16 protein-coding genes are annotated in these 18703 nt (G+C 54.4%); 11 read left to right on the top strand and 5 right to left on the bottom strand.

Features of this window, described 5'->3' with window-relative positions:
- Positions 1-2 precede the first annotated feature (2 nt).
- Entirely contained in the window at positions 3-1142 is a 1140-nt protein-coding gene (locus tag AUQ43_RS04130; protein WP_062954828.1) for an acyl-CoA dehydrogenase family protein, read from the bottom strand.
- Between the two features lie 227 nt (positions 1143-1369).
- Between AUQ43_RS04130 and AUQ43_RS04125 the strand changes: the two genes are divergently transcribed.
- From AUQ43_RS04125 to hemB, 4 genes are all read left to right on the top strand, one after another.
- On the top strand, positions 1370-2656 hold the full coding sequence (locus tag AUQ43_RS04125; protein ID WP_062955249.1) for an O-acetylhomoserine aminocarboxypropyltransferase/cysteine synthase family protein: 1287 nt from the start codon (positions 1370-1372) through the stop codon (positions 2654-2656).
- 133 nt (positions 2657-2789) lie between these two features.
- The gene (locus tag AUQ43_RS04120; RefSeq protein WP_062954827.1) at positions 2790-3551 is read left to right on the top strand and encodes a DeoR/GlpR family DNA-binding transcription regulator; all 762 of its coding nucleotides are present in this window, start codon (positions 2790-2792) and stop codon (positions 3549-3551) included.
- Positions 3552-3585: 34 nt separating this feature from the next.
- Positions 3586-4779: an MFS transporter gene (locus tag AUQ43_RS04115; protein WP_062954826.1), complete on the top strand. Its 1194-nt coding sequence runs from the start codon at positions 3586-3588 to the stop codon at positions 4777-4779.
- A 56-nt stretch (positions 4780-4835) separates the two neighbouring features.
- Positions 4836-5843, top strand: a complete 1008-nt coding sequence (hemB, locus tag AUQ43_RS04110) for a porphobilinogen synthase (RefSeq protein WP_062954825.1) — start codon at positions 4836-4838, stop codon at positions 5841-5843.
- Between the two features lie 84 nt (positions 5844-5927).
- Here the strand turns inward: hemB and AUQ43_RS04105 are convergent, their stop codons facing one another.
- The gene (locus tag AUQ43_RS04105) at positions 5928-6899 is read right to left on the bottom strand and encodes an HAD-IIA family hydrolase (RefSeq protein WP_062954824.1); all 972 of its coding nucleotides are present in this window, start codon (positions 6897-6899) and stop codon (positions 5928-5930) included.
- 479 nt (positions 6900-7378) lie between these two features.
- Between AUQ43_RS04105 and AUQ43_RS20055 the strand changes: the two genes are divergently transcribed.
- The gene (locus tag AUQ43_RS20055) at positions 7379-7537 is read left to right on the top strand and encodes a DUF1127 domain-containing protein (RefSeq protein ID WP_082923501.1); all 159 of its coding nucleotides are present in this window, start codon (positions 7379-7381) and stop codon (positions 7535-7537) included.
- A gap of 110 nt (positions 7538-7647) precedes the next feature.
- Here AUQ43_RS20055 and AUQ43_RS04100 read toward each other — a convergent pair whose 3' ends face one another.
- Both AUQ43_RS04100 and AUQ43_RS04095 read right to left on the bottom strand, forming a co-directional pair.
- Positions 7648-9165: a malonyl-CoA synthase gene (locus AUQ43_RS04100; protein WP_062954823.1), complete on the bottom strand. Its 1518-nt coding sequence runs from the start codon at positions 9163-9165 to the stop codon at positions 7648-7650.
- 157 nt (positions 9166-9322) lie between these two features.
- The gene (locus AUQ43_RS04095) at positions 9323-10507 is read right to left on the bottom strand and encodes a type III PLP-dependent enzyme (protein WP_232310576.1); all 1185 of its coding nucleotides are present in this window, start codon (positions 10505-10507) and stop codon (positions 9323-9325) included.
- 243 nt (positions 10508-10750) lie between these two features.
- Between AUQ43_RS04095 and AUQ43_RS04090 the strand changes: the two genes are divergently transcribed.
- Both AUQ43_RS04090 and AUQ43_RS04080 read left to right on the top strand, forming a co-directional pair.
- Positions 10751-12238, top strand: a complete 1488-nt coding sequence (locus AUQ43_RS04090) for an aldehyde dehydrogenase family protein (protein WP_062954822.1) — start codon at positions 10751-10753, stop codon at positions 12236-12238.
- 354 nt (positions 12239-12592) lie between these two features.
- Positions 12593-13813, top strand: a complete 1221-nt coding sequence (locus AUQ43_RS04080) for a threonine ammonia-lyase (protein ID WP_084271998.1) — start codon at positions 12593-12595, stop codon at positions 13811-13813.
- A 68-nt stretch (positions 13814-13881) separates the two neighbouring features.
- Here the strand turns inward: AUQ43_RS04080 and AUQ43_RS04075 are convergent, their stop codons facing one another.
- A complete protein-coding gene (locus tag AUQ43_RS04075; protein WP_062954819.1) occupies positions 13882-14364 on the bottom strand; it encodes a flavin reductase family protein in 483 nt (160 codons plus the stop codon).
- 256 nt (positions 14365-14620) lie between these two features.
- Between AUQ43_RS04075 and motA the strand changes: the two genes are divergently transcribed.
- From motA to AUQ43_RS04055, 4 genes are all read left to right on the top strand, one after another.
- On the top strand, positions 14621-15475 hold the full coding sequence (motA, locus tag AUQ43_RS04070) for a flagellar motor stator protein MotA (protein ID WP_062954818.1): 855 nt from the start codon (positions 14621-14623) through the stop codon (positions 15473-15475).
- Between the two features lie 37 nt (positions 15476-15512).
- Complete coding sequence (locus tag AUQ43_RS04065) at positions 15513-16466, top strand: flagellar motor protein MotB (protein ID WP_062954817.1); 954 nt, start codon at positions 15513-15515, stop codon at positions 16464-16466.
- A 119-nt stretch (positions 16467-16585) separates the two neighbouring features.
- On the top strand, positions 16586-17332 hold the full coding sequence (locus AUQ43_RS04060) for an arginyltransferase (RefSeq protein WP_062954816.1): 747 nt from the start codon (positions 16586-16588) through the stop codon (positions 17330-17332).
- Between the two features lie 174 nt (positions 17333-17506).
- Complete coding sequence (locus AUQ43_RS04055) at positions 17507-18601, top strand: TRAP transporter substrate-binding protein (RefSeq protein ID WP_062954815.1); 1095 nt, start codon at positions 17507-17509, stop codon at positions 18599-18601.
- Positions 18602-18703 lie beyond the last annotated feature (102 nt).

The following is an 18703-nucleotide window of genomic DNA, read 5'->3' as shown; positions in this document are numbered from 1 at the left end:
ACCTAGTCTTTCAGGGCAGCGCGCGCGATGATCAGGCGCATGATTTCGTTGGTACCTTCAAGGATCTGGTGCACCCGCAGATCACGCAAAAGCCGCTCGATGGGATATTCACGAATATAACCATATCCGCCATGCAGCTGCAGCGCCTCGTTACAGACATTAAAGCCGGTATCAGTCGCAAAGCGCTTGGCCATAGCACAGAACTGTGTGGCATCGTCTGTCTTGTGATCCAGCTTCCATGCGCCTTTATGCAGCATCAGTCTTGCCGCCTCGAGTTCGGTCACCATATCGGCAAACTTGAATTGCAGCGCCTGAAACTGATCCAGACTTTTGCCAAACTGCTTACGCACCTTCATATGGTCGCGTGCGTGTTCCATTGCCGCTCGTGCGCCGCCGATCGAACAGGCTGCAATATTCAACCGCCCACCATCAAGGCCCTTCATGGCGAACTTAAAACCTTCGCCCTCTTCACCCAGACGGTTTTCGACAGGCACCTTGCAATTACTAAAGATAACGGCTGCGGTCGGCTGACTGTTCCAGCCCATTTTTTCTTCAAGTTTGCCAAATGACAGTCCCTCGGCATCCTTTGGCACGATAAAGGTGGAGATGCCTTTTGGGCTGTCATCGCCAGTACGCGCCATCACGACATAGATATCGCTGCGCGATCCACCGGAAATAAACGCCTTCTCACCATTGAGGATATAATGATCGCCGTCGCGTTCGGCACGAGTGCGAAGAGATCCGGCATCCGATCCGGCGCCCGGCTCGGTCAGGCAGTAGCTCGCGAAATGCTCCATCGTGACGAGTTTCGGCAGATATTTCGCACGCTGTGCGTCATTGCCGAACGTGTCGATCATCCAGCAAGCCATATTATGGATCGAAATATACGCCGCAGTGGATGGGCATGCTGAGGCAAGTTCTTCGAAAATGACCGCTGCATCAAGCCGTCCAAGGCCTGTGCCACCATGTTCCTCGCCGGTATAAATCGCGGCAAACCCAAGTTCGGCTGCCTTCCGCAAGGTTTCCTCGGGGAAGATATGATTTGCATCCCAGTCACCTGCATATGGTGCCATTTCATTCTGAGCAAAATCACGCGCAGCCTGGGCAAATGCCTGCTGATCTTCAGACAGGTTGAATTCCATTGGATCGCCGCCTCTTTTACTTTTGTATTTTCCCTTTACGTAAACGTGAAACCCGCCACTTGTCAATTCATTCGGTATAATCGTACCGAATTATCACAATTACGCATATCCTCGCCCCGTGCGTTCCCGGATATGATCCATTTCGCCAAATGTTCCTTGCAGATACCGGGGTGCTGCGCATACCCTCCTCCCATCAGGAACAACGAAAAATCAGGGAAACATTCATCATGTCTTCGACCAAGCCGGAAACCATTGTCCTTCATGCAGGCTATCGGGCCGAACCGACAACCGGGTCCGTTGCCGTTCCGCTGTATCAGACAACCAGCTATCAGTTCCGTGACACCCAGCATGCTGCAGACCTGTTTGCGCTTAAGGAACTTGGCAACATCTATACCCGCCTGATGAACCCGACCAATGATGTGCTTGAACAGCGGGTTGCTGCCCTTGATGGTGGTGCTGCGGCTGTCGCACTGGCATCGGGTCAGGCAGCTTCGACCTTTGCGGTTCTTAACATCGCACAGGCGGGCGACAATATTGTCAGTTCCACCGACCTTTATGGTGGCACCTGGAACCTGTTTGCCAACACCTTCAAGCAGATGGGCATCGAAGTCCGCTTTGCCGATCCATCGGATCCGGAGAACTTCCGTCGCCTTGCCGATGACAAAACGCGTGCTTTCTATGCGGAAACCCTGCCCAACCCGAAACTTCAGGTCTTCCCGATCCGCGAAGTTGCCGATATTGGCGATGACCTTGGCATTCCGTTGATTGTGGACAACACCGCAGCACCGGTGATCTGCAAACCGATCGAGCATGGCGCCAGCATCGTCATGTACTCGACCACCAAATTCATTGCCGGTCACGGCACCTCGGTTGGCGGGATCGTGGTTGATTCGGGCAAGTTTGATTGGGAAAAACACGCCAAGCGCTTCCCGCTTCTCAATGAACCGGACCCCAGCTATCACGGGGCTGTCTGGACCGAGGCCGTCAAACCGATTGGCCCGGTCGCATACGCGATTAAACTGCGCTGTACCCTTCTGCGCGACGTCGGCGCGGCTGCATCGCCATTCAATTCGTTCCAGACCATTCAGGGCATGGAAACCTTGCCGCTGCGCATGGAACGCCATTGCGAAAACGCGATCAAGGTGGCCGACTTCCTTGAAGCACATCCGAAAGTCACCAAGGTCATCCACCCGAGCAAACAGGATGGCGAGGCCCGCCGTCGTGCGGACAAATACCTTAAGGGTGGCTTGGGTTCCTTGATGGGATTTGAACTGGCTGGCGGCAAGGGTGCTGGCGAGAAATTCATCAATTCGCTGGAGCTCCTCTATCACGTGGCCAATATCGGGGATACACGGTCCCTTGCCATTCACCCGGCCACGACGACTCACAGCCAGCTATCAGAGGAAGACCGGCTGTCATCCGGTGTTACTGATGGCTATGTACGCTTGTCCATTGGCATCGAACATATCGACGACATCCTGGCGGATTTGACCCAGGCGCTTGATAAAGCCTGATCAAACACCGCATCGTTGAAATTCAGGGAACCGGCCAGACCTTCATCTGGCCGGTTTTTCTATTGACCGCTTTGCGTGCCCGGGATAACCAATACGGGCAATACATGCACAACATGCAAAATGGGCAAAGAAAATGTCGAGCGTCTCAAGCCGCCAGGACGAGATCCACAAACTTCTGCGAAGCCAAGGCACAGTTCATATCCACGATCTAGCCGCCCTTTTTCACGCATCCCTTGATACGATCAGGCGCGACCTGCGTCAGATGGAAGAAGGTGGCTATCTGCGCCGCATTCATGGCGGCGCGGTTCTGCCCAATACGGCCCTTGAAAGCTACACCGAACGTGCGCAGGAATTGCAACCCGAACGGACTGCCATCGCCCAAAAAGCCGCGCGTGAACTGATCCCGGATGATTGCGTGGCATTTTTCGATAGCGGCACAACCATCTGCGAGGTTGCACGCAACCTCAAACCGTCCTTTCGCGGCACCGTGATTACGGTCAATCCGATGATCGCAGTCGAACTTGCCAATCATCCTAATGCTGAAGTCATCATGCTCGGCGGTACATTTCGCAAAATCGATATGGCGGTTTGCGGTCCGACGACCCTTGATCAACTCAGAAACTTTAATGCCGATATCGCTCTGCTTGGCACCTGCGCGCTTCACCCCGAGGCTGGCCTTTCCACCAGCAGCACAGAAGAACGCGCAACAAAGGCCACGATGATTGCCCAATCGGCCGAGGTCATTGCCATCACCACCGCGGACAAACTGGAAACCAGCCTGCCGCATCGGGTTTGCGACATTGATGCGATTTCCTGTCTGGTTACGGGGCGCAAGCTTTCAAACGGCTATCTTGCCAATTACACCCGGCGTGGCTTGAACGTCATTCAGGCCTGATCGGCTGCCCTCGCCTTGCGGAGAAACTCGTTAAATGCAAACCCACGCCACTGCGTACAACCGGGTGCGCGCCATCTTCTTTTTACATGGTGCAGCTTTTTCAAGTTGGGTGCCTCATATTCCGCTTGTGCAGGAACGCCTTGGCCTTGGGCATGATGAACTGGGCGGCATACTTCTGGCCGCCGCCATCGGGGTTCTTGCCGTTATGCCGATTGCCGGACGGCTGGCGGATCGTTTTGGCAGCGAACGGGTGGTGCGGTACTCAGGCCTGTTTTATTTCATCGCGGTCGGGATGCCCGCCTTCATGCCGAGTTATCTCAGTATTTCAATCGCAATGTTCGCACTGGGCTTTTCCGGTGCCTTTCTGGATGTCGCGATGAATGCAAATGGCTTGCAGGTGGAGCGCGTCAAGGGCCGCAGCATCATGTCGGGCCTGCATGGTTTCTGGAGTCTGGGCGGATTTGTCGGCGCCGGCGTCGCCGCTGCGTGGTTTGCCCTGCCGGTTGGTAATGAATTTCACCTTCCTGTCGTGCTTTCATTGTTTCTCATCGCACATGTGATCGCCCAGGCCGGGCTTCTGACCGACCAAGATGCAACGGATTATCTCGCCCATGAACAGGATGGTAAGCAGTCGGCCACCCTGCCCTCAAAGGACCGCAACCTGTTCCTGATGCTGCTGCCCTTCGGGGTTTGCGCCTTTATCGGCCAGTTCGGCGAAGGGGTTCTGACCGATTGGGCGACGGTATTCATGAATTCAGAACTGTCATCGGGCCCGACATTGGCCGCGGTCGGTTTTGCCGTTTATTCCTTTGCCATGGCCGCCACGCGCTTGTCGGGCGATGCGCTTGTCACGCGCTTTGGTCGGGTTCGGGTCTTGCTGACAAGTTCGGTGCTGGCATCACTAGGCACGCTCGTTCTGACCTTTTCACCACATATCGTCGTTGCCTGGATCGGGTGTGGAATCGCCGGGATGGGCCTTGCCGTAATACTGCCCCTGTTGCTGTCGGCGGCATCCCAGGCAACCGGCAAGGGTGGCGGCGCAGTGGTATCGACCATTGCCGCGACCGGTTATTCCGCCATTATGGCCGGACCGCCGGTAATTGGCGCCATTGGCGAAGCCGTGGGGCTGGTGACGGCCTTTGCCCTGACGTCCCTGTTCCTTGCCATGATCATTCCGGTTTACATGCTCACCATGCGCAGGCGTTTGCAAATTGCGGGCAATGGTTGATCAAAGGTGCAATCTGTCCCATAAATTGCCCAGCCTCACAGTATAGAGAACAGATCATGGTCAATAAATTCGCCTATGGCACCTTTCCCAGCACCCGGCAGCGCCGTAACCGCATGACCGACTGGTCGCGCCGCATGGTCGCGGAAACCCGATTGACCTCCCATGATCTGATCCTGCCGGTATTTGTCATTGACGGCAAAAACGAACGCACCCCGATCCCGTCGATGCCCGGTGTCGAACGCCAGTCTGTCGATGTTCTGGTTGAAACCGCCAAACATGCCGAAAAGCTTGGCATTCCGGCCTTGGCGTTGTTTCCCTATATCGAGGCAAGCCTGAAAACCAAGGATGCCCGCGAGGCTTACAACCCTGACAATGTGGTTTGCCGCGCGGTCAAGGCGATCAAGGATGCCTGCCCCAATCTGGGTGTCATCACCGATGTCGCCCTGGACCCCTTCAATGCCGACGGACAGGACGGCATCGTTGTCGATGGGCAGATCCTGAATGACGAAACGACCGAGGCGCTTGTGCGTCAGGCCCTTGTGCAGGCCCAAGCCGGTTGTGACGTGGTCGCACCATCCGACATGATGGATGGCCGCATTGGCGCGATCCGCAAGACGCTTGAGGATGCCAATCTCAAAAACGTTCAGATCATGTCATACTCGGCAAAATACGCATCGTCCTTCTATGGCCCGTTCCGCGATGCGATTGGCTCGGCCAGTGCACTGGGCAAGGCCGACAAGAAAACCTATCAGCTGGACCCCGCCAACAGCGACGAGGCCATGCGCGAAGTCGCCTATGACCTTGATGAAGGCGCAGACTCGGTCATCGTAAAACCGGGCCTGCCCTATCTTGATGTGCTCTATCGCGTCAAACAGGAATTCGGTGTTCCGGTCTTTGCCTATCAGGTATCGGGTGAATACGCGATGATGCGTGCGGCCGGGCAGAATGGCTGGCTTGATTATATCGGCTGCGCGATTGAAACCCTGTCCTGCTTCAAGCGTGCCGGCGCATCAGGTGTTCTGACCTATAGCGCGATTGAAGTCGCCGAGGCACTGGAAGGCTGACCTTCCCGCCACGCTGCACCAGACTCTGGAATAAAAAAGGGCCTCAATCGAGGCCCTTTTTGTTTTCGTGTATCCTGCAACAGATCACGCGGACTGAACGGCAACCGCATCGACATCGTCTTCAATGCCATGGCCGATAGCTCGCGCACAGAAATGCGGACGCAGACCGGATCGCGCAAACGCACCTTCAATATCCTGTCCGTCAAGGAAACCGCCCTGATGAACCAGAAGCGTCTTGATCCCCGACGCCAGACCACCCAGCACATCGGTATGCACCGTATCGCCGACCATCAAAACACGGCTGCGATCAATATCTGGATGTCGTTTGAGGACTTCCTCGAATACATGATGATACGGCTTGCCGACGCATTGCGGCATGACACCGGATGCATCGCCCGCCAGATGTGCAAAGTACCCCGACTCAACCGACAGGAAATCCCCCATCGGTGCGCAGATATCCGGATTGCCCACCAGGATCGGACGCGGGTTCGCTTTCAGGCTTTGTTCCAGAAGGGACTGCTGCGTATCGGTCCAGCTATCAGAATCAATCAGCAGGAACCCGCCAACCGCATCATAAAGCGTCCGATCACTGCCAAGCGGCTCCACCAGACCGGGCAGAATGTCAAACGGCCAGTCGGTCGGCGCCATTGCGCCCCAATGGGTGATATCGGCGTACCCGCCCATCAGCGGGGCGACGAACTGCTGGCTGCTGATCAGGCTGTTATTGTCAAAATCAAAACCACGGCTGCGATGACGCGCCAGAATGGCCTCGCCCGAGCTTGAGGCATCATTGGTCACAACCGCGATCTTCTTGCCCATTTCCTGAAGGGCGGCGACCGTCTTGACCGCACCGGGAATGGCGCTTTGTCCACTATTAAGCACGCCAAAGGCATCAAACACGATCAAATCAAACTGGTCGGCAATCGCCAGAAGATTATCAACATAATCAGTCGCTGCGGGCACGGCATCGGGCTGAACTTGCGGCAGACGCGGCGCATAGCGCAAATAGGCATCCATCGCCTGCGCAAAATCCAGTTGTAACCGATTGGCACTCATAGTCGCTTCTCCCACACGAACGGCACGTCATTCAAATTCCGGCGTATTCAAACCGATTAGCGCTTTAATTACACCTAAAATTATTCGCAACACCACAAAGTCCGGTAATCAACCATAGCATGTCACGCAACTTTAGAACCCATGCACCCCACGCATAGCAATAAATAGCGACAAATGACATTACCCGTCGAAAAACCGACCCATTAACGAGAGATTTCAGGGATTTCTGCGCTTTTCAATTCGCTGACATGCAAAAAACGCATTGGATTATATCCGCAATCACCCGTAGATTGCCTTCACGAAATGAATAGGACGTATCGACTGATGAATGCGCCACCAAGCAGTTGATCATTCGATACATCCCATGCAAACCGACACGTCAAACCAGCTAACTATTCCGATGCGGAATATCTCGGTGAGAACATGCCGGTTAACTGAATAGACGCCGAATAATCGGCCGGTTTGAAATAGGTGATGAAATGATCGTAACCAAGATTTTTGCTTTCCTTCGCGCTCTGCGCGTTCAGTACCAGACCCAGAATGCGCTGCGTAAGCTTGATACGCGCGAACTGGCTGACATCGGTTTGAACCGCGATATGATCGACGATGTAGCACACCGTGTTGCTTTCGGTCGCTAAGCCACGACCGTAGCGTCCACGAAAAAACCCCGACAGAAGCTCTGTCGGGGTTTTTTCTTTGTCTGCATCTTATAATCCGGGATCAAAAGCCCCGTCTCGTTCGCCATATGTCAGTTGGCAAACAAGGCCTTGTGTTCCTCGCGCAGGACATTCTTTTGCACCTTGCCCATTGCGTTACGTGGCAGTTCATCGACAAAGAAAACCCGCTTGGGCACCTTGAAGTTGGCCAGTTCGGATTTGATCGTGGCAATCACGCCCTCTTCACTTAGACCGCCCTTTTCTTCCGGCACGATCACGGCAACAACCGCCTCGCCAAAATCGGGGTGCTGAACGCCAATCACGGCACTTTCAACAACACCATCCATCTTGTCGATCAGGGTTTCAATTTCCTTGGGATAGACATTAAATCCGCCGGAAATCACCAGATCCTTGGCACGCCCGACAATATGGACATATCCCTTGGCATCGATCTTGGCGATGTCGCCAGTGATAAAGAATCCGCCTTCACGGAATTCCTCGGCGGTTTTTTCAGGCATCTGCCAGTAACCGGAAAATACATTCGGTCCACGCGCTTCAAGCACGCCGATCTCGTCTGTACCCAGAACACTGCCGTCTTCATCACATACACGGACATCCACATCGGGCAATGCCGGACCGACCGTATGAACAATCCGTTCTCCAACCAGCGGGTTGGATGTTGCCATGCCCATTTCTGTCATGCCGTAACGTTCCAGCAACGCCTTGCCGGTGCGCTCCTTGAAGGCGGTAAATGTCTCGGGCAGAAGCGGCGCGGACCCGGAAATGAACAGCCGCATGTTTGATGTAACATCGGCGGTAAAGTCTTCGCCTGACAACAGACGGACGTAGAAGGTTGGTACCCCCATCATCACGGTACTGCGCGGCAAAAGGGACATTACCTGATCACGATCAAACTTCGGCAAGAAGAACATTTTTGATCCCGACAGCATCACACAGTGACACGCGATGAAAAGGCCATGGGTATGGAAGATTGGCAAGGCATGCAGCAGCGTATCGTCGCCGTTAAAGCCCCACAGCTTTTCAAGCGTTGCCGCGTTGGACCACAGGTTCATCTGGGTCATCATCGCCCCCTTGGGCTTGCCTGTTGTGCCCGAGGTATAAAGAATAGCCGCCAGCGCGTCATCATCACAGGCAACCGGGGCGAAGTCCGATGGTTGCGATGCCGCCCCATCCATCAAGCTTCCCTCGGATTCCATGCCCAAAGTCAGAACATGCGCAACGCCCTGATCGTTCGCGATTGCCTTGACCTCATCCTCACGATGGGGCTGGCACACGAAGATCACCGGCGATGCGTTATCCATGAAATAGGCAAGCTCACCCGCCTGATAAGCGGTATTCAGCGGCAGATACACAAGACCCGCACGAATGCAGCCAAGATAAAGAAACAGTGCTTCGGGGGATTTATCGACCTGAACGGCAACCCTGTCGCCCTTTTTCGCACCAAGCGACGTCAGAAGACCGGCAATCTGGGCAGATGCTGTTTCTGCATCCCCATAGCTATAGGTTTTGCCACCCGGCGTCTCGATCAGCACCGAAGACAAATCTGATGGAAACCGGTCACGGATACGCATGAAAAGGCTGTTGGTCACTGTACTGCTTCCCCAAGAAATCGTTCTGACCGGCAGGTTTCCCTGCCGGTCATTCGTGCGGGCAGCATAGTGCAATCAACCATTATAGGTAAACAAGTACCTTTTTACCGTAATGATCAATTTTATCGGTTTTTCCCAACGCCCTTGTGTTTACGCCCTAGTCCATCGCGACCGACGGAAACTCACCGTCGATATAAGGGAACGCTTCGCTAACCGTTACCTGCACCTCGGGATGGAACCCGTTGAAATGTGTGGCAAGCGCATTGCTATAGGCGCCGATATGACCAAACTCGATCCAGTCACCTTCGCGAATGTCGGCAGGCAAGGTCACGGTTGCCGGTAATACATCCATATTGTCGCAGGTCGGTCCATAGATCGTGAAGTCGAGCGTTTCATGCGGATCAAAATCGCCATCAATGCGCATCGGGCGCACCGGATAACGCAATTGCCCGGTTACTGTCTCCGAAAGGCTGCCATAAACACCATCATTGATGAACAGCGTATCTTCCTTGCGCAAATGCACCTGCGTGATCAGGGAAATACCACTGGAAACCAACGCCCTGCCCGGTTCGCACATATAAGTCGTGTCGGGCATATCAAGCCAGCGGATACAATCCTTGATCTCGTCCATGAACTCGTCAAGGCTAGCCCCGCGCTGGTTCATATACTGACCGGGGAAACCGCCCCCAACGTCAATATGCTTGACCTTAACCCCCGAGAAATCGACGACCTGACGGATAAGTTCGACCGCAATGCGGTAACCGGTTGGCGTGGTGCATTGCGACCCGACATGGAAACACAGGCCAGCGTGATAGCCATATTCGTCGACTTTCTTCAGAAGCTCGGCTGCCACCATCGGACGCGCACCAAACTTGGCGGAAAGGTTATAGGTCGCACCAGCTGGCGGGGTCGCAAGACGCACATGGATAACCAGGTTCGTATCGCCCTCGGTCTCCTCGCGGATTTTCTCAAGTTCTTCGATGGTATCAATCACATAGTGATCAATCCCGAACACCCGATAGGCATTACGAATTGCATCACGACTTTTGACCGGATGCATGAAATAGGCCTTCATTCCCGGGAATTGGCGGCGCACGATGGAAATCTCTTCTGGCGACGCGGTGTCGAAATGGCGCACCCCGCCTTCATGAAGATATCGCATGACCTCCGGATGCGGGTTGCACTTCACCGCATAAAGGACGTCTCCCGGGAACATTTCGACAAAGCGCTGCGCTGTTTCTCGAAGAATATTGGGTCTTAGGCAATACACCGGATAGGAAGGTTTGAGTTCCTTAACAACATCGAACGTCGTATCGAAATGACGTGGCACAATATACTCCATCGTTTGCGAATATCAGGCGCCCAGACACGTACCGCCGCCGGGCTGGCCTTTCAGCCTGCCAAGGGTAACAGCCCTTTTGCCCCCTGTCATGCGACTTGCATCTGCTCTGCACCGATTAGGGTGCTAATTGCGCTTGATATTGGGTCGCCCTGTCGATAATTTGGTAAACCAATACCAAATAACCAATATTGTGCGCCCCACGCGGTTTTCCGCACTCGCACATCAACCTACAGGGAGCCTGAAATGCCCATCGATCCGATCCTTGATCCTACCGTTCTGGCCAAGGAACTGTCTGGCTATCACCTGATCAACGGAAAACTTGTCGCCCCAAAAAACGGCAAGAGCTTTGATGTTCTCAACCCTGCAACGGGCAAGGTCATCGGTCAGGCCGCAGATGGTGACGCCGATGACGTCGCAACTGCCGTCGCAGCGGCCAAAGCCGCCCAGAAGGATTGGGCAGAACGCCCTGCACGTGAACGCGGCAAGTTGCTGGCCGAATGTGGTCGCATTCTGATGTCCCATTCCGAAGAACTCGGACGTCTGGTTGCCCTGGAATCGGGCAAGGCCCTTCGTACCGAAAGCCGCGTGGAGGCATCTGTTCTGGCCGACATGTTTGTCTTCTTCGGTGGCTTGGCATCCGAACTCAAGGGCGAAACGGTTCCGTTCAACCCGAACATGATGACCCTGACCACCCGCGAAGCCGTGGGCGTCGTCGGTGCGATCATTCCGTGGAACGTGCCCATGATGCTGATGGCGATCAAGGTGGCCCCGGCACTGGTTGCCGGTAACGCGGTCGTCGTCAAATCCGCAGAAGATACTCCGCTTGCTGTTCTGCGCGTTTGCCAAATCATGCAGGAAGTTCTTCCGGCTGGTGTGTTCAACATCCTTTCGGGCTTTGGCCCTTCTTGCGGTGGCCCGCTGGTCGAACACAAGGACGTCAAAAAGGTTTCATTCACCGGATCGGTTGAAACCGGCCGCACGGTGTATCGCGCCGCTGCCGAAAAACTCATTCCGGTCACACTCGAACTCGGCGGCAAGTCACCGATGATCGTCATGGGTGATGCCGACCTTGATAAGGCGATTGCCGGTGCGATTGGTGGCATGCGCTTCACCCGTCAGGGACAAAGCTGCACGGCGGCTTCGCGCATGCTGGTGCATGAAAGCCTCCATGACGAATTCGTCAAACGCCTGATTGACAAGGTCAACAGCCTTAAAATGGGCGACCCGCTGGATGAAGAAACCGACATCGGCACAATCATCAACCGCAAACAGTTCGACAAGGTCTGCGGTTATATCGAAACCGGCGAAAAAGAAGGCGCAACCAAAAATGAACTAAGCGCCCTTCCCACTGACAGCGCCCTTTCCGATGGCCTGTTCGTCCGCCCGGTGATCTTCACCGATGTTGATCCAAACGCACGCGTTGCCCGGGAAGAAATTTTTGGCCCTGTCGCCTGTGTCTTCAAGTTCAAAACCTTTGAAGAGGCCCTTGAACTTGCCAATGACAGTGATTTTGGTCTGGCCGCGACCGTCTGGACAACGGATCTTAAAACTGCACTTGTCGCAACCAAACGCCTTGAGGCGGGCTTTGTGCAGGTCAACCAGAACCTCGTCGTGCAACCGAACCTGTCCTATGGCGGCATCAAGCTTTCCGGACTTGGCAAGGAAGCATCGCTTGAAAGCATGCTTGAACACTTCACCTACAAGAAGACCGTGATCCTGAACATGGAATAAAGCGCCGACTGGCTGAACACAAAGAACATCAGGGAACCGGGTTGCATGTCACGCAACCCGGTTTTTCTCTTCACGTACTTGACCTTGCGCGTGCAATCCGCAAAGGTGCGTTTCTCAAACACATCCAAACCCGGAAAGTACATGGCTATGTCTGCAGCTACTGACATCCTCGAATCACACTCCCGCCCGACGCTTCGTGCCGGTGTGATCGCCATGATTATGGGGATTTCCGACCTGCGAATGTGATCCCTGTCATCTGCGGATGACAGGTCCGGTTGATTACCGTTTTTCACCCAACACATGATATTATTGCCACCATACCAGACAGGTGGTGGCCGCAGGAGCATGGAAATTATGACTGTTTCCTATCACGACATTGTTCGCGCATCCGGCTTGCTCGAAGACATCGTCGCGAAAACACCACTGGTAAAATCATTAACGCTTTCAAATATTTGCCAGGCAGAAGTTTATCTTAAACTTGAAAACCAGCAATATACCGCGTCCTTCAAGGAACGTGGCGCATATGTCAAACTGGCAAGCCTGACACCAGAAGAACGCGACAAGGGTGTTATCGCCGTCTCGGCGGGTAACCACGCGCAGGGCGTTGCCTATAACGCCAAGCGTCTTGGCATTCCCGCCACCATCGTAATGCCCAAAAACACCCCCTACACCAAGGTCCACCATACGCGTTCGCACGGCGCCGAAGTCGTTCTGACCGGCAACGTCTTTGCCGAAAGCCTTGAAGCCGCCGGTCGCATCCAGCAGGAACGCGGCCTGACCTTTGTTCATCCCTTTGATGACCCACATATCATCGCTGGTCAGGGCACCGTCGGGCTCGAAATTCTCAATGAAAATACAGACATCGACACCATTGTGGTGCCGATTGGCGGTGGCGGTCTGGCATCCGGTGTTGTCACCGCGATCAAGTCACGACGCCCCGATATCGAAGTCGTGGGGGTTGAGACCAAGCTTTACCCGTCAATGTATGAAGGCATGCACGGCAAAGAATTCACGGGCGGTGGCGTCACCATCGCCGAAGGCATCGCTGTCAAACAGCCCGGCGGCCTGACGCTTGAAATCTGCAAGGAAAAGCTCGATGACGTCGTTCCGGTCGAAGAAAGCTCGATCGAACGATCCATCCAGATGATGATCGAGATCGAGAAAAGCGTTGTCGAAGGTGCCGGTGCAGCCCCGCTCGCAGCCCTGCTGGATCACCCGGATCGCTTCAAGGGCAAGAAAGTCTGTCTGATTGTCAGTGGCGGCAATATCGACACCCGCTTGCTTGCGCAGGTTCTGATGCGTGGTATGGCGCGTGAAGGGCGTCTTGTGCGTGTCCGGATCGAAATTCCGGACGTCCCGGGCGCATTGTCCACCATCAGCGCATTGATCGGCGAAGAAGAGGCAAACATCATTGAAGTCTATCATCAGCGCCATTTCTATGATGTGCCAGCCAAGCAAACCGACGTCGATATGGTGCTTGAAGTCCGCGATACCCGCCATGGTCAGGACGTGATCGACCGCCTCATCAAGGAAGGCTTTGGCGGGCGGTTGCTCGGTAACACCTCGCTCGATTAATCGAGGAAAAGAAAAGGGCCGCTGGTATGTCACCGCGGCCCTTTTTACGTGTGTGCTTCAACCTAGACTTAATCGCCCAAGGCACGATAACGGCCGCCATAATAAAGCAATGGCGCCCCCGTTTCGCCCATCACCAATTCGCGCACATGGCCAACGATGATGCTGTGATCGCCGCCTTCATGCAGTGCATGGCGCTCACAGGTAAAAGCAGCAACACTGCCGGTCAGGCGCGGCATACCAAGACTGTCATCCTCATAGGCGACCTTTTCCCAGCCGTCCTGACCGGGTGCAGAAAACAGCTCGGAAACCTGTTTCTGGTCCTGGCTCAGGATGTTGATGCAGAAACGCGTCGCATCCCCGGTGAACAGCGCATGCGTAGCAGCACGATGATCAACCGAAAACAAGACCAAAGCTGGCTCAAGCGATACCGAGGCAAAGCTGTTGATGGTGATTCCCGCTTTTGCGCCGTCGGCGGTACGGGTCGTAACAACGGCCACACCAGTTGTGAACTGGCCAAGGCAGTCGCGAAAATCACGCGGAGAGAAAGACATATTTAAGAATGCTCTTGTATACAAATTCGGATGGTGTACGCACCCATCTGCAGGGCTTGGGGAAAATGGCGTCTAATCACCGCGCTGTCAAACCTAACTCGCTGCTAATTTAAACGCGATGTTAACAAGATTAAAACTTAATAAGAGCATATAGATACCAGAAACGTGATCTGCACGGGCGCAGACACCATATATTTCAATGAGCTTTGGGTAACGGTTCAGGTGTCTTGCTTGGGGTAGCGGAGTAAAAAACAGAATGTTCTTGATAATCGGTTATATCGTCGTAATCGGCTCTGTCCTCGGTGGTTATCTACCGCACGGGGAATTCGGCATTCTTGTCCAGCCGCTTGAAGTCCTGATCATTTTCGGGGCCGCCTTCGGTGCTTATTTGACGGCCAACCCGTTGGGTATTGTCAAAAGATCTTTCACCTACACGCTGCGTGCCATGAAAGGCCCCAAGAAAAAGGCCGCTTATCAGGAGCTCCTGATTTGCCTGTATGCGGTTTTTCGCTTGGCAAAGTCCAAAGGTGACCTTGCGCTTGAAAGCCACGTCGAGAATCCGGAGAGCTCAAACCTTTTTTCCAATTTCCCAATGCTGATGAAAGACCATCACGCGTTGGAATTCATGTGTGATTATCTCCGTCTGCTCACCCTTGGCACAACCAATGCCTATGAACTTGAAGCAGTCATGGATCAGGAACTGGAAGCCCATCACGAGGAAGAGCACGCTGTTGCTGCCGCGGTTCAGACTGCTGGCGATGGCCTTCCTGCCCTCGGTATTGTGGCCGCGGTTCTTGGCGTGATTGTCACTATGAGTTCGGTAACAGAACCGCCAGAAATCCTTGGTGGGCTGATTGCAGCCGCCCTTGTTGGTACTTTCCTTGGTATTCTCGGCGCATATGGCTTTGTGGGTCCGACAGCATCGATCATCAAAAACACTGTTGAAACCGACGCCAAGTACTACAACTGCATCAAGGCGGCACTGATTGGTCATATGCAGGGCTACGCACCGCAAGTTTCTGTCGAATTTGCGCGCAAAACCCTGCCACATGATCTCCGTCCGAACTTCAAGGAACTTGACGAAGCCTTGCAAGACGCACCGTCCGTCTGATTTCAGTGAACGCCAAGGCCTAGGGAACCCATGACGCATGCCTGATATCGTCATCAAGAAAGTAAAGAAAGGTGGCCACGGCCACCATGGCGGTGCCTGGAAGGTCGCCTATGCTGACTTCGTGACGGCAATGATGGCGTTTTTCCTGTTGCTTTGGCTGCTTTCAAGCGCGACGGAAGAACAGCTGCAAGGCGTGTCGATGTATTTCACGCCAGAAACAATCTCTCAAAATGAATCCGGCTCTGGCGGTTTGCTGGGCGGGACCAGCCTTGCCGAAGAAGGCGCTCTGCGTTCTGAATTCGGGGCACCTACCGTCAGCATGGATATCCCACCGGTTCAAACGCCCGAAGAACGCGAAGCCATTCGGGTCGCGCAGATGGAAGAACAGGAATTCAACGAGGCCCAGGAAGAACTCCTTAAGGCGATTGAAGCTAACGAAGAACTTCAGGGACTTGAAAAGAACATTCGCATCGAAAACACCGATGAAGGTTTGCGCATCCAGATCCTTGACGAAGATGGCACAGCCATGTTCCCGAGCGGCAGTGCCGCCATGGCTGAACATACGCGCCTTTTGCTGCAACAGGTCGCAGGCGTGATCGAAAACATGCCTCAGGACGTCTCAATCGAAGGCCATACCGATGCTGTGCCGTTCAATCGCACAGATGGGTATTCCAACTGGGAACTTTCGGCAGACCGCGCGCTGGCGACACGGCGGGCACTTGAAGGTTTGGGTCTTGATACAGCTCGGTTTGCCAAGGTTGCCGGCCTGTCTGACACCGATCCGCTATTGCCCGAAGCACCGGAAAATGAAAGCAACCGCCGTATCAGCATTACCTTGCTGCGCGGGACTGGCGAACGTACAGCCCCGGAAGGCGAAGCAACAGACAATCAGTCTGCACCGGCCAGCGCAACACCAGCAGCCCCGGTCGATCAACCGGCACAAGGCGAAACAAAGCGTCGCCCGACATTCTCGGTTCCTGCACAGCAGTGATTTCGGACAACGCTTCAGAATTCAGTGCCCTTTTGAACGTCAGGCCTTTAAACTGTCATAAACAGCACCTAATCTCATAGAGTAGCTCTCTTTGATATGACCGGAACTGATCGGACGAAATGACAGTAAACCAGCGGCGCCTGACACAGCATTATTTCATGACCGCACCGATGCCGTGCCCCTACCTGCCCGGCCGCTTCGAACGCAAGCTGGTTACCGAACTGCGTGGCCCGGAAGCCAACAATGTCCATGATCTGCTGTCGCGCTCAGGTTTTCGCCGCAGTCATTCCATTGCGTATCTTCCGGCCTGTAGTGATTGCAACGCCTGTGTGCCGGTAAGGGTATGCTGTGACGGGTTCAAGCCCGGCCGATCATTTCGCCGCATAAACAATAGAAATAACGACCTTGTCCGCACAGTGATGCCACCGACCGCAACACAAGAGCAGTATCAGCTCTTTAGCACCTATCAGGATGTCCGCCACGGTAATGGCGACATGGCGCGGATGGATGCACGTGATTACCGCGCAATGATCGAAGACAGTACTGTAGACAGCTCGATTTTTGAGTATCGCCGCAAGGATGACAGCCTGATTGCCGTCGCTTTGGTCGACACGTTGGCCGACGGCTTGTCGGCGGTTTACAGCTTTTTCGATCCGGCAGAAGACCGTCGCGGACTGGGCACCTACATCATTCTTGATCTGATCAATGAAGCCAAAATGCTATCGCTTCCGCATATCTATCTTGGCTACTGGATCGAAGAGTGTCGCAAGATGTCCTATAAAATGCGCTTCCAGCCCCTTGAAGGTTTCCAGGACGGTCAGTGGGTCTCGATGGCATTTAAAGACACGGACACCCAGTCCGATTAATAACGCCATTGCCCTCTACAATCTGGACACCCCTCCTTATTAGACTAAAGTCCTACGCAACCACTCGATCCCCGGTTGCCTACCCTTGCAGACGCATATAAGCTGCGGTTCATAGCCGATTGAACGGCTTTTACTGATAAATCATGAGCTTGCATCTTTGGGAGGTTGTAACCAATGAAACGTCGTCAATTTCTTTCCGGCGCTGCCGTAGCAGGTGCGACTGCTGCTGCCGCGTCAACTTTCGCCAAACCGGCAATTGCCCAGGACGTCCGTGAGTGGCGCCTTATCACCACCTGGCCGAAAAACTTTCCGGGCCTTGGCACCGGTGCGAACCTTCTTGCCGAATACATCACCAAGGCATCCGAAGGTCGTCTGAAAGTGACCGTTTTCGGCGCTGGTGAAATTGTTCCGGCATTCGAAGCCATCGACGCTGTCGGCAGCGGGACTGTCGAAATGGGTCACGGCGCGCCGTACTACTGGAAGGGCAAGGTTGATGCGACCCAGTATATCGCAGCAATGCCGTTCGGTCTGAACGCACAGGAACAGAATGCATGGTTCCAGTGGGGTGGCGGTCAGGAACTGGCCGACAAGGTCTATGCAGAACTGAACTGTAAGTTCTTCCCGTCGGGCAACACCGGCACCCAGATGGGCGGCTGGTTCAACAAGGAAATGAACACCATTGACGACTATAAAGGTCTGAAAATGCGTATTCCAGGCCTTGGTGGCGAAGTTGTCAAAGCCGCTGGCGCCAACGTTGTGAACCTTCCGGGTGGTGAAATTCCGCCGGCACTGCAGTCGGGCGCAATTGACGCGACCGAATGGGTTGGCCCGTACAACGATCTGGCGTTCGGCCTGTATAAATCGGCGAAATACTACTACTACCCGGGTTGGCACGAGCCGGCGACCGTTCTTGATAACTTCATCAACCTGGATGCATGGAATGCACTTCCGGATGATCTCAAGGCAATCGTCGAGCAGGCAAACCGCGCGGTGAACCAGATGGTTCTGTCTGAATTCACCGCCCGTAACGTTCAGGCGCTTGATACCCTGCGTAACAAGCACGGCGTTGATGTTCGTCCGTTCTCTGACGACATTCTCACCAACCTCGGCAAACTGTCCGGTGAAGTCCTGCGTGACCTCGTTGCTTCGAACCCGCTGTCACAGGAAGTGTTCGAAAGCCTCATCGCATTCCGTACCCAGTCGATCGCATGGTCGAAATTCTCGGAATCGGCATTCGCACAGGCACGTATCCTGCCGTTCAAATACTAAGTTCTCCGATACCGGAAAACGACAAAGGGCTGGCAGATGCCAGCCCTTTTTATTTGCCCCGCCCTTACACGCCACAAGGTCGTCAGACATAAAAAAGGCACC

The sequence above is a fragment of the Thalassospira sp. MCCC 1A01148 genome (genome assembly GCF_001613795.1).
In the GTDB taxonomy this organism is placed as follows: domain Bacteria; phylum Pseudomonadota; class Alphaproteobacteria; order Rhodospirillales; family Thalassospiraceae; genus Thalassospira.
This window is presented reverse-complemented; position numbering and strand designations above follow the sequence as displayed.

Excerpts from the sequence above, each read along its gene's own strand:
- AUQ43_RS20055 (WP_082923501.1), top strand. The coding sequence starts at position 7,379 with ATGATCGTAACCAAGATTTTTGCTTTCCTTCGCGCTCTGCGCGTTCAG.
- AUQ43_RS04130 (WP_062954828.1), bottom strand. The coding sequence starts at position 1,142 with ATGGAATTCAACCTGTCTGAAGATCAGCAGGCATTTGCCCAGGCTGCG.
- AUQ43_RS04060 (WP_062954816.1), top strand. The coding sequence starts at position 16,586 with ATGACAGTAAACCAGCGGCGCCTGACACAGCATTATTTCATGACCGCA.
- AUQ43_RS04115 (WP_062954826.1), top strand. The coding sequence starts at position 3,586 with ATGCAAACCCACGCCACTGCGTACAACCGGGTGCGCGCCATCTTCTTT.
- AUQ43_RS04105 (WP_062954824.1), bottom strand. The coding sequence starts at position 6,899 with ATGAGTGCCAATCGGTTACAACTGGATTTTGCGCAGGCGATGGATGCC.
- hemB (WP_062954825.1), top strand. The coding sequence starts at position 4,836 with ATGGTCAATAAATTCGCCTATGGCACCTTTCCCAGCACCCGGCAGCGC.
- AUQ43_RS04120 (WP_062954827.1), top strand. The coding sequence starts at position 2,790 with ATGTCGAGCGTCTCAAGCCGCCAGGACGAGATCCACAAACTTCTGCGA.
- AUQ43_RS04075 (WP_062954819.1), bottom strand. The coding sequence starts at position 14,364 with ATGTCTTTCTCTCCGCGTGATTTTCGCGACTGCCTTGGCCAGTTCACA.
- AUQ43_RS04080 (WP_084271998.1), top strand. The coding sequence starts at position 12,593 with ATGACTGTTTCCTATCACGACATTGTTCGCGCATCCGGCTTGCTCGAA.
- motA (WP_062954818.1), top strand. The coding sequence starts at position 14,621 with ATGTTCTTGATAATCGGTTATATCGTCGTAATCGGCTCTGTCCTCGGT.
- AUQ43_RS04065 (WP_062954817.1), top strand. The coding sequence starts at position 15,513 with ATGCCTGATATCGTCATCAAGAAAGTAAAGAAAGGTGGCCACGGCCAC.
- AUQ43_RS04055 (WP_062954815.1), top strand. The coding sequence starts at position 17,507 with ATGAAACGTCGTCAATTTCTTTCCGGCGCTGCCGTAGCAGGTGCGACT.
- AUQ43_RS04125 (WP_062955249.1), top strand. The coding sequence starts at position 1,370 with ATGTCTTCGACCAAGCCGGAAACCATTGTCCTTCATGCAGGCTATCGG.
- AUQ43_RS04095 (WP_232310576.1), bottom strand. The coding sequence starts at position 10,507 with ATGGAGTATATTGTGCCACGTCATTTCGATACGACGTTCGATGTTGTT.
- AUQ43_RS04090 (WP_062954822.1), top strand. The coding sequence starts at position 10,751 with ATGCCCATCGATCCGATCCTTGATCCTACCGTTCTGGCCAAGGAACTG.